General features: G+C 53.8%; 9 protein-coding genes. 5 read left to right on the top strand and 4 right to left on the bottom strand.

All coding sequences use genetic code 11. The features are described 5' to 3' along the window. Window positions 1-66: 66 nt before the first annotated feature. Genes ACGK9W_RS03315 through ACGK9W_RS03335 form a run of 5 tightly spaced genes read left to right on the top strand, consistent with a single transcriptional unit; the run spans window position 67 to window position 9,445 of the window. Complete coding sequence (locus ACGK9W_RS03315) at window positions 67-1,539, top strand: sigma-54-dependent Fis family transcriptional regulator (RefSeq protein ID WP_217646367.1); 1,473 nt, start codon at window positions 67-69, stop codon at window positions 1,537-1,539. Between the two features lie 30 nt (window positions 1,540-1,569). Beyond that, the gene (locus ACGK9W_RS03320) at window positions 1,570-4,974 is read left to right on the top strand and encodes a DEAD/DEAH box helicase family protein (RefSeq protein ID WP_254775547.1); all 3,405 of its coding nucleotides are present in this window, start codon (window positions 1,570-1,572) and stop codon (window positions 4,972-4,974) included. A gap of 2 nt (window positions 4,975-4,976) precedes the next feature. Next, on the top strand, window positions 4,977-6,830 hold the full coding sequence (gene rmuC, locus ACGK9W_RS03325; protein WP_092034138.1) for a DNA recombination protein RmuC: 1,854 nt from the start codon (window positions 4,977-4,979) through the stop codon (window positions 6,828-6,830). A 30-nt stretch (window positions 6,831-6,860) separates the two neighbouring features. Further along, a complete protein-coding gene (locus ACGK9W_RS03330) occupies window positions 6,861-8,462 on the top strand; it encodes a class I SAM-dependent DNA methyltransferase (protein ID WP_092034136.1) in 1,602 nt (533 codons plus the stop codon). Beyond that, entirely contained in the window at window positions 8,459-9,445 is a 987-nt protein-coding gene (locus ACGK9W_RS03335; protein ID WP_405419056.1) for a restriction endonuclease subunit S, read from the top strand. Before ACGK9W_RS03330 ends, ACGK9W_RS03335 begins: the two co-directional genes overlap by 4 nt. A 28-nt stretch (window positions 9,446-9,473) precedes the next feature. Here ACGK9W_RS03335 and ACGK9W_RS03340 read toward each other — a convergent pair whose 3' ends face one another. From ACGK9W_RS03340 to tnpA, 4 genes are all read right to left on the bottom strand, one after another. Further along, window positions 9,474-10,727 carry an IS256 family transposase gene (locus ACGK9W_RS03340; protein WP_008172221.1) on the bottom strand — a complete coding sequence of 418 codons (1,254 nt, stop codon included), beginning with the start codon at window positions 10,725-10,727 and terminating at the stop codon, window positions 9,474-9,476. 109 nt (window positions 10,728-10,836) lie between these two features. Continuing rightward, window positions 10,837-12,480 carry an IS66 family transposase gene (gene tnpC, locus ACGK9W_RS03345; protein ID WP_008169627.1) on the bottom strand — a complete coding sequence of 548 codons (1,644 nt, stop codon included), beginning with the start codon at window positions 12,478-12,480 and terminating at the stop codon, window positions 10,837-10,839. A gap of 57 nt (window positions 12,481-12,537) precedes the next feature. Beyond that, a complete protein-coding gene (gene tnpB, locus ACGK9W_RS03350; protein ID WP_008169629.1) occupies window positions 12,538-12,906 on the bottom strand; it encodes an IS66 family insertion sequence element accessory protein TnpB in 369 nt (122 codons plus the stop codon). Further along, window positions 12,906-13,214 carry an IS66 family insertion sequence element accessory protein TnpA gene (gene tnpA / locus ACGK9W_RS03355; protein ID WP_008169631.1) on the bottom strand — a complete coding sequence of 103 codons (309 nt, stop codon included), beginning with the start codon at window positions 13,212-13,214 and terminating at the stop codon, window positions 12,906-12,908. The genes tnpB and tnpA overlap by 1 nt, the downstream gene beginning before the upstream one ends. Window positions 13,215-13,223 lie beyond the last annotated feature (9 nt).

Below are 13,223 nucleotides of genomic sequence, written 5' to 3' on the forward strand. Positions count from 1 at the left end.
GCCCACTGAAAGCTAGACTCTCAGGCTGTTGAAGAGTAATTGTTGTAACCATGGACGGGGCGTCGAGTGCAAAAAAAACTGGTAAGTTGGATCGGAGGCAACGACCTAAAAGCGATAGCCGGCGAGTCATCGGGTCCGATCTTGTCGACGCTAAAAACCGCTGAATTTGATTCGGCTCATCTGTTGTATTCCTATCCTCAAACTGAGGTCGAGCCATACCTCTCATGGTTGCAGCAACAAGTCGACATACCTATCAAAGCCACTGAAGCCAAGCTCAGCTCACCGGTCAGTTTCGGTGAAATATATCTGTGTGTAGAGCCCCTCCTGAAAGAACTGTCGACCACTGAAACCGAGCTATCGATTCTGTTGAGCCCTGGCACACCTGCTATGCAAGCGGTCTGGATACTGCTTGGCAAAACCAGATATCCAGCTGTTTTCTATCAGTCCTCACGAGAGAGTGGAGTAGAGAGGGTAGAGATACCCTTCGAGCTTGCCGCTGAATTTGTCCCTTCTGTTTCCGAAATTTCAGATGTCAAGCTGAATGCCCTCACAGATGCTCGAGTCCCGATCAATGCGGCATTCGACAACATCGTTACTCAAAACCCGAGCATGATTCTGCTCAAGCAGCAGGCGCAGATCCTTGCTGAGCGGAACGTGCCAGTCCTGATTTATGGCGAGACAGGCACGGGGAAGGAATTGTTCGCCCGTGCCATCCACAATGCCAGCCCGCGTCGCGAGAAACCGTTCATTGCATTGAATTGCGGGGCCATTCCTGAAGAGCTGATTGATTCGACTCTCTTTGGCCACAAGAAGGGAGCCTTTACAGGGGCGGTCGCAGATCGTTCTGGAGTATTCCAACAGGCTGATGGCGGCACTTTATTCCTCGATGAGTTTGGTGAGCTGTCGCCACAATCGCAGGTTCGGCTGCTTCGTGTGTTGCAGGAAGGCCGATTAGTCTCGGTAGGTAGTGACAAAGAGCTGCCTGTAGATGTGCGCATCATCACTGCCACACATCGCAATCTCATGGAAGCGGTTGCAGATGGTCATTTCCGGGAGGATCTTTTCTACCGTGTGGCCGTGGGAGTTCTGCACCTGCCGCCTCTTCGTGCCCGAGAAGGTGACCTTTCGTTACTTGCAGATATGATGCTCAAAGCTCAGGGTGACCAGGATCCGGCGTTCTCCGGTAAGAAACTTTCCGCTGACGCAAAAAAAGTTATTCTTCAACACCCCTGGCGAGGCAATGTTCGGGAGCTTCGCTCCACTCTCGTAAGGGCAACGCTCTGGAGTTCAGGCGAAAACATAACAGGTGCGGAATTACACCAGGCACTATTCACTATGCCAGAGCGTGAGCCGGATCTTCTGAATCAGGATGTTAGTCAAGGCGTTGATCTGAATCGAATAATGGGCGAATTGGCTGCGCATTATATTCAGAATGCCATGGCTCACACGGCACAGAATAAAACGAAGGCTGCAAAACTTCTCGGCTTGAAAAGCCAGCAGACGTTGAGCAATTGGATCGAAAAATACGACATCGAATAAAAATGGCATGGTCCTCGCAAAAGGACTGACATGAGCAGAGTATCCTTTATGAAATCGGTCAATTTCGAGTTTCTTCGGCCCAAGTACGATGTCCTGGCAAACCTCGGCGGTTTGGCTGAGGCCGTTCTTCATGTCGACCCCGGAAGCGCCTTGACGCGTCTGCGAAGCTTCGGCGAGGAGATGATCAAGACAATCTACAAAGAAGAGTCTCTGCCCAGAATTCCGCAGGCCACGTTCTATGAACTGACCAAAAACCCGGTCTTCGCCGACTGTGTCGATAAATCGCTTATCCACCAGCTCAATTTTCTGCGGATTCAAGGCAATGATCCAGCCCACGGTGCGGAAGGCGACTTGCAGAGTGCAAAGATGTCGCTTTCAACGGCTCACCAGCTGGCAGGTTACATGGCGCTTACCTATGGCGGGGAGCCAAAGGAAAACCTGCCACCTCTCAAGGAGATTCCGGATCCAGCCAACGCCATCGCTCAATTGAAAAAGTCCGTCTCTAGTTATAAGAAAGATATGGAGAGGCAGCAGGAAGAGCTCGAGCGGGTGATGGTCGAGCTGGACCGCGAGCGCGCCAAGCAAGCCGAGTCGTTCAAGCAGCCGGCCGAGTCTGAGCAGCAAGCGCGTAAACAACGAAGCCAGCAGGCGGCTGACTCTCTTCAATGGAACGAAGCCAAAACCCGCTCCCAGCTGATCGACGCGATGTTGGTTAAAGCAGGCTGGGATATTGGCAATCCGGCCCAGGTTGGCCAGGAAGTTGAGGTGAAATTCCCCGATAATCCCTCGGGCAAGGGCTATGTCGACTATGTACTTTGGGGTGAGAATGGCCAGCCGCTTGCGCTGATCGAGGCGAAGAAATCCGGCACGGTGAACCTCCAGGCTGGGCGGGAGCAAGCCCGTTTATACGCCAACTCTTTTGAGTACATGGGGTTCCAGCGGCCTGTCATCTTCTACAGCAATGGCTATGAAACCTTCATCTGGGATGACCACCAGTACAATACCTACCGTCCGGTCTATGGATTCTATAGCCAGGAAAGTCTGGAATATCTGATTTACCAGCGCCACTACCGCGCCGCAGAACTTGAGCGTTTCAACCCTGAGCTTAAGATCGCTGACCGCCCTTATCAGATTGAGGCCATCAAAACCGTTGCCGCCCATTTCCAGAATCAAAGGCGCAAGGCGCTGATCATTCAGGCAACGGGCACAGGTAAAACCCGAGTTGCGATCGCTCTGGCAGAGCTGCTTACACGGACCGGGTGGGCCAAGCGGGTGCTGTTCCTGTGTGACCGAAAAGAGCTTCGAATTCAGGCGGATGATGCGTTCAAGCAGAACCTTCCCAGTGAGCCCCGCTGTGTTATCGGTGAGACTAGCAAGATTGATGACTCCGCGCGCATATACATCGCCACCTATCCCGGCATGATGAATCGGTTTGCCCAGCTGGATGTGGGGTTCTTCGACCTGATCATTGCCGACGAGAGCCACCGTAGTATCTATAACAAATATCGGGATTTGTTCGATTACTACGATGCGCTGCAGGTTGGCCTAACCGCAACACCGGTCAAGTTCATCAGCCGTAACACCTTTGATATCTTCGATTGTGAGACGACCGACCCGACGTTCGAATTCGGTCTGGATGCAGCGATCAACAATGAGCCGCCTTACCTGGTGCCGTTCAGGGTAAAAGACCTGACGACCGAATTTCTTCGTGAGGGCATTCACTACGGCGATCTGAATCCGGACCAACAACAGCAGCTCGAAGAAGATCTAGGTGAAGAAGAAGCCCGGACTACCACCATCGCTGGCTCAGACATAGGCCGGAAGATTTTCAGTGAGGCGACTGATCGCGTCATCCTGGAAAACCTGGTTGATAATGGCATCAAGGATGAAACCGGCTCACTGGTTGGAAAAACGATCATTTTTGCCCAGCGCCAGGACCATGCAGAACACCTCGAGAAGCTGTTCTGCAAGATGTATCCGCAGTACGGGACCAAAGTGTGCAAAGTCATCCACAACGCCATTCCTCACGTGGATAGCCTGATCAAGGAATTCAAAAAACCGGATAATGATTTCCGTATCACCATCTCAGTAGACATGCTGGATACCGGTATCGACGTGCCGGAAATCGTCAACCTCGTCTTTGCCAAGCGCGTTAAATCCTGGGTGAAGTTCTGGCAGATGATCGGCCGGGGTACCCGCCTTCGGCCGAATCTGTTCGGCCCAGGGCAGGACAAAACTGAGTTTCTAATTTTTGACCACTACGGCAACTTTGATTTCTTTGAAGAAGAGTACAAAGAGCCCGAAGACACCGGCAGCAAGTCACTTCTTCAAACCACTTTTGAGGAGCGGCTGACTCTGGCACAGGCGGCCCTGAAGCAGAACCATGCGGCAGGTTACGACGTGGGTGTGCGCCTTCTCAAGGAAGACATCAATGACCTGCCTGATGAGAGCATTGCTGTCCGGCGCAACCTGCGGGTGGTTCACCAGCTTCAGCAAACGGATCTGTTGGATAAACTGGATGCGCGAACACAGCACCTGCTGGCAGAAACCATCGCGCCTCTTATGTCCAGTCGCGTACTTCGGGACAAGCATGCAACGGCGCTGGACAAACTCATGGCAAGCATCGAGCGTTGTCTGGTAGAAAAGGCGAGCTGCTTTGAAGATGGCAAGACGGCACTCATTGCGGAAGTCGAAAGGCTGGCGGTAAACATCCAGGCCGTTCGCCAGAAAGACAAAGTGATCGAAGACGTCAAGAGTGCTTCGTTCTGGGCAGATCCAAGCATTGAAAAGTTGGAGCATGCCCGGCTGGAGCTGCGCGGCATTATGAAGTACCGAAAGCCTAAGGTTTATCCGGGTGCTGGAACGCAAACAACCAGAACGAAAGATGGCGAGGTTTGGATCCAAGAGCGCGAGGTTTACATAGCCGGTGCAAACGAAGCCATGATCTATCGCCGCCGTCTCAAGGGCATTCTGGACAAGATGCTTTCGGAAAACCCGATCCTCCAGAAAATCCACAACGGCGAGGCAATCGGTAAGTCGGATCTCCAAACTCTGACATCAACGATTCTTACGACGCATCCGGGGGTCAGCCTGGATGTATTGAACGAGTTCTATGGTCGGACAGCAGACCAGTTAGATCTCACGGTGCGAGAGATCATTGGCCTTGACCCTCAGGCGGTAGAAGAGCATTTCAAACAGTTCCTTCACGCCCATCCGACGCTGACAGCCCAGCAAGTACGATTCATGAACCTGCTGAAGAACTACATTGCACAGCACGGCTCCATCGTGGTCGAAACTCTCTACGATGCGCCATTTACCTCGGTATCCCATGAGGGAATCGACGGCGTTTTCAAACCGGACGATGTGGGTGAGCTGATTGATGTGCTGAGGCCGTTTCTAAAACCAGATTCTCAGCCCGCGGAACTACAGGGATAACTATGCAGACTATTCAATGGACGAACGAACTGATCGTAATTGCCAGCCTGATAGGCATCGCGCTCGCTGGGCTGGGCTTTTTAATGGCCACCGTGGTGCTAAGTCGAAAGGTTGCCAGGCTCACTGCCCAGCTGGAACAGCTGCAAGGAAATCTGGAGCAAGCAGACGGCTTGAATCAAAGCTTGCAGGATTCGATAAAAGATCTGGAATCATCACTGCATGAGAAGGATCTGGCAGAAAGCCGACTGCAAGCGCAGCTGACCGGTGCCCAATCTAACGAGCAACGTCTAACTGACGAGCTGCGAAGCCAGAAAGAAGAGTTTACCTCTGTGAACGCTAAACTGGAGGAGTCTCGCCAACGCCATCATGCGACCGAGAGGCAGCTGGAAACATTCCAGGCAGACAATCGCGCCCTCCAGGAGCGTGTAGATGACCTGCGTGAACGGCTGGGGCGTGCAGAGCTGGACCTCCAAGAGGAGCGAGAGCAGATGAGCCAGCTCAAGGACAGGCTGGCAGAAGAAGGAAAGAAAGCGAAGGCCCTGGAATCGTCAGACACAGACGCGAGAGAACAGCTGAAAGAAACCAAGGTAAACCTGTCGGCTCAGCAGGAAAGGTATTCGGAGCTTCAGGAACGCTACCAAAGCCTCAGCAGCGAACACACGGAGCTAAAAACCACGCTGGAACGCAAGGAAGAGCACTTCCAGGAGCAGATGCAGCAGCTAGGCGAAACCAAGCAGGCGCTTACCAAAGAGTTCGAGAACATAGCGAACAAAATCTTTGAGGAGAAAGGCAAGACCTTCACTCAAACCAGCCAGAGCAGCATCGACAGCATGCTCAAGCCCTTTCGTGAGCAAATTGAAGGCTTCCAGAAGCGCATCAACGAAGTTCACGATGCGTCTCTTCGGGGTAACAGCAACCTGAATGCCGAAATCCGGAAAGTACTGGATATTGGTCTGCAGATGAGCAAGGAAGCGACGAGCCTGACTTCTGCTCTGAAAGGGGATTCCCAACAGCGCGGTGCCTGGGGCGAAGCCCAGTTGCGCAGAACCCTGGAAATGAGCGGCTTGATTGAAGATGCTCACTTCGCAGTGCAGAGCAGCTTCAAGGATGATGAGGGCAAGCAGAAGCAGACCGATTACCTGATCAAACTGCCGGATGAAAAGCACATCATCATCGACAGTAAAGTCTCCCTGGTGGCATACGACCGTGCGGTATCTGCAGACACCGAAGAAGAGTACAACCTGGCAATGGCGGAACACGTAAAAGCGGTGCGTCGCCACATTGATGATCTGGCCGGTAAGGATTACACCAATCTTGTCGGTATGCGCAGCCCCAGTTTCGTGCTCATGTTCATGCCAATTGAACCGGCGTACATAGAAGCTCTGAAAAGCAACAAGGACCTCTTCGAGTACGGCTACAAGAAGAACATCGTGCTAGTGTCCCACACCACACTGATTCCAATTCTGCGAACCGTGTCCAACCTCTGGATGATTGAGCGTAGCAACGCCGAAGCCCGTGAAATCAGTGAAAAGGCCGGCGATATCTACAACCAAGTGTGTACCGTGGCCGAACGCTTGAATAAGCTCGGCGGCACACTCAACACCGTTAGCAATCACTACAACGATACCGTCACCGCCCTGGCTGGCAAGCAGGGCCTTTATGGCAAGGTTGAGCGTTTCACCAAGCTTTCCGCAAAGGTCACAAAGTCCATGCCTGCCATCGAGCCGGCACACAGGGATTTCGAGACAGAACGGCTCTCAATGATTGTTGAAGCCATTGAAGAGCCCGAAGAGGAAGACTCTCGAGCTCTGGACAACCCAGAAGAAGCGACCGACGACGTCGCATCCAATCAATAGACCTCTAGTCACCAACGAGAAACCGATTTAATGCTTACAGGCCAACTTCGTAACGACATCGACAAGCTCTGGGAAAAGTTCTGGACCGGGGGCATCACCAACCCCCTGACCGTAATAGAGCAGATCAGCTACATCATGTTCGCCCGCATGCTGGACATGCAAGAAGAGGTAGCTGAACGCAAGGCGGCCCGCACGGGCAAACCCTTCGACCGCCTATTCCCGGACACATCAGATGGCCAGCTCCTTCGCTGGAAAAACTTCCACCACATGAGTGGCAAGGAGCTGCATAAGCACCTCAAGAATAATGTCTATCCGTACTTCGCCAGCTTGGGTCAGCACTCAGAAGAAGAGGGGTTAGGCACAGAAGGCACCGCCATCCAGGCGTTGGGGCATATCGGGGTGTACATGCAGGATGCGGATCTGGAGATCAAGAATGAGTCCGTGCTTGTCTCCGCCGTGGAAATGGTCAACAACCTGCCGCTCACCCAGAGCGACGTAAAAGGCGATATCTATGAACACCTGCTCAGTAAACTTACCACCGCAGGTATTAACGGCCAGTTCCGCACGCCGCGACATATCATCGATGCGATGATCGAGCTGATTGATCCGCAGCCCACAGACGTTATCTGCGATCCGTCTTGCGGCACGGCAGGTTTCCTGGCGCGGACTATGGAATACCTTAACAAGAAGTATTCCAGTGACGCAGGCACCTTTACCGACGAAGACGGTAATCTCCATTTTACCGGCGACCTGCTTGAGCCCTACCGGGGACACATCAACAAACAGATGTTCTGGGGCTTCGACTTCGACACCACCATGCTCAGGGTGAGCAGCATGAACATGATGCTGCATGGGGTGAACGGCGCCAACGTTCTCTATCAGGACAGCCTCAACAAATCCATCAAAGAGCATTATCCGGAACAGGAGGAAGAGTTCTTCGATATCGTCCTGGCCAATCCGCCGTTCAAGGGTAGCCTGGATGAAACCAATACCAATCCCGACGTATTGGGGGTAGTTAAAACCAAGAAGACCGAGCTGCTTTTCGTGGCGCATATCCTGCGTTCTCTCAAACTTGGCGGCCGAGCGGCGGTGATCGTGCCCGACGGTGTTTTATTTGGCTCTTCCAAAGCCCACCAGCAGCTGCGTAAGGAGTTAATCGAAAACAACCAGCTCGAAGGCATCGTCAGCCTACCCAGTGGTGTGTTCAAACCCTATGCGGGCGTAAGCACCGCGATCCTGATTTTTACCAGGGGCGGTTCTACTGACCGCGTTTGGTTCTATGACCTGCAAGCGGATGGCCTCAGCCTGGATGACAAGCGCACTCCGCTGACAGGCGAGGGCTCCAATGATCTTCCGGATGCCATCGCTAAGTGGAAGCAATACCGTGGGCTAGTGGAAGCCAACGCCAGTGCTGAAGACATTGAGCAAGCCTTTGGTGACAAGACCCAAAAAGCGTTCGTGGTAGATGCTTCCGACATTGTTGGGAACAAGTTCGATCTCTCTATCAACCGTTATAAGGAAGTGGTTTACGAGGAGGAAGAGTACGAAGACCCAAAGGTGATTCTGCAACGCCTCAAAGGATTGGAGAGTGAAATTCTGGCCGATCTGGATGCGCTGGAGGCGATGCTGTGAGTTGGCAGAGAGTTGAATTGGCTAATGTCGCTACAGTGTTTAATGGGAAAACGCCCGCCAAAGCCGAACAAAGAGATAACGGGCATCCGGTCCTTAAAATAAAGGACGTCGACGTTAATGGTGCCTTTAAGGGAGATTTTGGCTCGTTTGTTGATTCTGAATTTGCAGAGAAATTTTCAAGCAAAAAGATCAGCGTTGATGACACCTTGGTATTAAATGCCGCGCACAACTCCGATTATGTTGGGAGTAAACAGTATCGTGCTGAAGCTAGTGTTGTGGACTCTTTGCCAACAGGAGAGTGGCTGGTTGCTCGTGCTGACGAGGAGCAATTACACCCGCGATTCTTAAATTATTGGTTGAGCTCTCCCCAAGCTAGGTTTCAGATTAAAAATCTTGTTAAAGGCATACACCTTTACCCGAAAGATGTTGCGAGGCTGGAAATCCCACTGCCAGCGCTAGCTGAACAAAAACGCATCGCCACCATCCTCGACAAAGCCGACGCCATCCGCCGCAAACGCCAGCAAGCCATCCAGCTCGCCGACGAATTCCTCCGGGCTGTGTTTCTGGATATGTTCGGTGATCCGGCTACCAATCCGAAGGGGTGGGAGGTAAAGACCGTCTCGGACTGCCTAGCTCAGGAAATCATCCAACATGTTCAAGATGGGAACCATGGCAACGACCACCCAAAAGTGAGCGAATTTATCAAAGAAGGAATCCCATTCCTAACGGCCAATGTAATTCGACGAGGCAAGATATTGTTCGATCGTTGCTATTATCTCGGAGATGAGTGGCTGGATAAGCTGAGAATCGGCTTTGCAAAACCTAGAGATGTACTGATCTCGCATAAAGGGTCTTTGGGTTTCACTGCTGTACTAGATACCGAGTTTGAGAATTATATTCTCAGCCCTCAAACAACATACTACCGGGTAGATGAGAACAGACTCATCCCCGAATATTTGAAAGCATATTTCGATTCAAATTAGAGTTATTGTCAAATCTGGTGTATGACCATCAGGCAGCGCTCCTGTCAGATTGATCCTCCACCGGTATTCCATCCTGAAACTGCACGTTGTCCACGACCAGCTTCAGTTGGTTGAACCCCTTGATCCGCTTCCAGCGTTTCTGGGCGGATTGGAGCAACTTGAACACCATCGATAACGTGGTGTCGCGATTGCCACAAGACCGGCTCCGCTTGGTTCTCAGCCGTACTGTGGCGAAGGTGGATTCAATCGGATTGGTGGTCCGTAAGTGAATCCAGTGAATCGCCGGGAAATCGTAGAAGGCCAGCAGCTCATCCCGGTCCTTCTCCAGGTTTTCCATGGCCTTCGGGTACTTGTCCCGGAACCGCCGCAAAGCGCTGTCAAACGCCTTGTGGGCGCTGTCACGAGTCTCTGCCAGGTAGATCTCATGCAAGGCTGACTTCACCTTCGGTTGCACCGACTTGGGCAGCTTGTCCAGCACATTGGCCGTCTTGTGCACCCAGCACCGCTGGTGCCGGGTGTCCGGAAACACTTTGCTCAGAGCCTTCCAGAAGCCCAGTGCGCCGTCACCCACAGCCAGCCTGGGCGACGGCTCCAGACCACGTTCCCGCAAGTCCGTGAGCAGCTCTCGCCAACTGGCCTCGGACTCCCGGTGGCCATCCTCGACAGCCACCAATTCCTTGTGGCCATGCTCAGTCACGCCGATGATTACCAGCAGACAGAGTCGATCGTCCAGCCGGACGTTGCTGTACACGCCGTCGGCCCACCAGTACACATAGCGTTTCTGGCTCAAGTCCCGGCGCTGCCAGTCCTTGTGCTCATCCAGCCACTTCGCCTTGAGCCGGGAGACCGTGTTCGCCGACAACCCGTTGGCCTGCTCGCCGACCAGCGCGCTCAGGGCCTCCTGGAAGTCACCGGAGGAGACGCCCCGCAGGTAGAGCCAGGGAATCAGTTCCTCCAGACTCCGGGCACGCTTCAGGTAGGGTGGCAGCAGGTGGCTGTTGAAGCGAATGCCAGAGCCACTGCGGTCCCGGACTTTGGGAACCTGGACTTCTACGTCGCCGACGCCGGTCTGAACAGTGCGTTTGGGAAGGTGCCCATTGCGCACCACAGCACGGCGGCCATCCGGTGTCTTGACGTCTGCGCACTGCTTCAACAGGCTCTCCAGCTCCGTCTCGACAGCCTGTGCAATCAGATCACGGGCACCCTGACGGATTAACTCGTGCAAGGGATCGTTGCCGGCTACCTCTGGTTGTGAAAGAGCATGCAGGTTAGACTTGGACATGGCGTATCATTCCTCTGTTGGTTGTGATCGTCGCGGTGATCAACCAACAGGATACGCCACCCCTTCAACCTGCTTCCATAGTAAGCGCCGTTAAATCGACCCACTTGCCCTAATCGTATTGAGCCACTTTTTTCAAAGCCAACAACTCGGCATTCCAGGGCAGCAAGGCTTCAAGCTTCTCCAGCGTGTCGGCCTTAGCAATTCGTTCCAGCACATGGTGGATATAAGCGGAAGGCTCCAGGCCATTGGCCTTGGCGGTTTCGATGAGCGAATAGCAGGTGGCGCTGGCTTTCGCCCCTTGTGAGGTATCGGCGAAGAGCCAGGCCTTTCTGCCGAGGGCAAACGGGCGAATAGCGTTCTCGGCACCGGCATTGCTGATGTTCAGGTCACCGCGTTCGCAGTAACCAACCAGATAGTCCCACTGGTTCAGGGTGTAATCCATGGCCTTACGGGTGAGCAGGCCTTTCATCACCTTGGCGGCATTTTTCTCCAGCCAGGCTTTGAAGGTGTTGAGCAATGGCAGACTCTTTTCCTGACGTAACTGATAGCGCTCTTCATCGCTCAGATCTCGGGCGGCCTTTTCAATGGCGTACAGTTTGCGGATGTGGCTCAGGGCCACATCCGCTTTTGAGGGCTGGCCCTTTTTGCCTTTGGCCGGCGCAGCCCGGGACGCTTCCACGAACTTACGTCTCGCGTGGTCCCAACATCCGATTCGGGTCAGCTTGTTCGCGGCACAGACCTGACCGTAGCCGGAATAGCCATCGGCTTGCAGAATGCCCTGGAAGTCATCCAGCAGGCGCACCGGCACTTTGCCACCTCGCGATGGGTCGTACTCGAACAGAACCGAGGGTTGTCCCGGTGGGCCACCCCGGGTGACCCACATCCATTTGTCGGAGTGGACCGATTTGCCGTCTTCCTTGAGCACCTGGATCCGGGTTTCATCGGCTTGCAGGTAATCACTGCCGTTCTGGGTTTCCCGCATCAGGTTGATCAGCGGTTGGAAGACGTCATTCAACCGGATGATCCAGTGAGCCATGCTGGTGCGACTCACTTCATGCCCCAGGCGCTGGAACATCTGTTCCTGCCGGTACAACGGCAGGCCGTCGGCATACTTGGAGGTAATGAGGCAGGCCAGCAGTGATGGGGTGGCGATGCACTTACCCAGCGGGTGTGCTGGCCGAGCAGCCGCAACAATCCGTTCTTCGCCGTCCTGCTCGAACACCGCCTTTTCCTGCCAGTACTCCAGCACTTTCAGTTGGGCCGGGATATATTCAAGCTCTTCTTTCACCTTGGTGAAGAAGGTCTTGGTGGCACCGGCTTTCTCTTCGTCGCTGAGGGTCAGTTCAATGCGCTCGCGCAGTAGCGTATCAGAGAAGCCACGCTGACGACGCTTGCGGGAACGACGAGGAGCGTCGGCCTCTTCGACATCCTCGGGCAGCTCCTCGCGCAGTTCATCAATCTCGATTTCCAGCTCCGCTTCATCGAACAGCAGGATCTGGTTGGGCTGCTTTTCACTGCTGGCCGCGAACTGCTGGATCTTCTTGTGACGCAGCAGTTCTTCGAGGATGGCGATATAGTTGTCGCGACGCTGGAGGGTCTCGTCGTGCTGTTTCAGTTGAACTTGTTGGTTCTGGAGGGCGTCTTCTTTAGCGGCCAGCTGTGCTTGCAGATTGCTGATAACAGACATCATTTCAGCGGTGGAGAGACCGCTGAAATCGGGAGTTGAAGAGGCGTTATCAGGCGTTGATTTCATGGCGAAATTATAGCAAAAACAACGTCCTGGCACACCAAAAAAGTGCTACTAAAAGCACTATCCAACGCTCTCATAATGCAGGGTTTTATGGCCTCTCAACAGCGTGATGTCGTAGCCGTCCAGCAGCCAGTTGATCTGCTCACCGGTCAGCGACATCAAGTCATCCGCGGGTCCTGGCCATTTGAACTTTTCTTCAGCCAGAGCTTTGTAATAGAGCACAAAGCCGTTGTCTTCCCACATCAGGCATTTGATCTTGTTCCGCTGCCGGTTGGTGAAGGCATAAAGCGCTCCAGAGAACGGGCTGTGCCCCAGTTCCTGTTCCACCAGCAGGGCTAGGCCGTTGGCCTGCTTGCGGAAGTCGATCGGCTTTCGGTACAGATAGATCTCCGGCAGATCCCAGGAGGGACGCAGATAGCGGTGACGCATCACATCTGCCTCAGCACCGCGCCCAGCAACTCAATGTTGCCAGCGTGCAGGCCGGTGATTGATACGCCGCCGGGCAGTGACACGGTCAGACCGGCTCCGGCATTCGCAACCGGTGCCACGCGGGCGAATCCGGATCGAGTTTGAACCGGCTTGCTGGGCTCCTCGCGGCCAGTCAGCTTCTGCCGCCAGTAGACAAACCGGTGGTAAACAAGGGACTCTTGTTTGCAGTAGGCGGCACCGGACAGGCCCGAGGCCTGCCAGTCCGATAGCGTCTGTTGCCAGAACTGATGTAAATCAGGGGTGGTCATCGGATTCCT

The sequence above is a fragment of the Marinobacter flavimaris genome, assembly GCF_045057155.1.
In the GTDB taxonomy this organism is placed as follows: domain Bacteria; phylum Pseudomonadota; class Gammaproteobacteria; order Pseudomonadales; family Oleiphilaceae; genus Marinobacter; species Marinobacter manganoxydans.

Excerpts from the sequence above, each read along its gene's own strand:
- ACGK9W_RS03320 (WP_254775547.1), top strand. The coding sequence starts at position 1,570 with ATGAGCAGAGTATCCTTTATGAAATCGGTCAATTTCGAGTTTCTTCGG.
- rmuC (WP_092034138.1), top strand. The coding sequence starts at position 4,977 with ATGCAGACTATTCAATGGACGAACGAACTGATCGTAATTGCCAGCCTG.
- ACGK9W_RS03330 (WP_092034136.1), top strand. The coding sequence starts at position 6,861 with ATGCTTACAGGCCAACTTCGTAACGACATCGACAAGCTCTGGGAAAAG.
- ACGK9W_RS03340 (WP_008172221.1), bottom strand. The coding sequence starts at position 10,727 with ATGTCCAAGTCTAACCTGCATGCTCTTTCACAACCAGAGGTAGCCGGC.
- tnpC (WP_008169627.1), bottom strand. The coding sequence starts at position 12,480 with ATGAAATCAACGCCTGATAACGCCTCTTCAACTCCCGATTTCAGCGGT.
- tnpB (WP_008169629.1), bottom strand. The coding sequence starts at position 12,906 with ATGCGTCACCGCTATCTGCGTCCCTCCTGGGATCTGCCGGAGATCTAT.
- tnpA (WP_008169631.1), bottom strand. The coding sequence starts at position 13,214 with ATGACCACCCCTGATTTACATCAGTTCTGGCAACAGACGCTATCGGAC.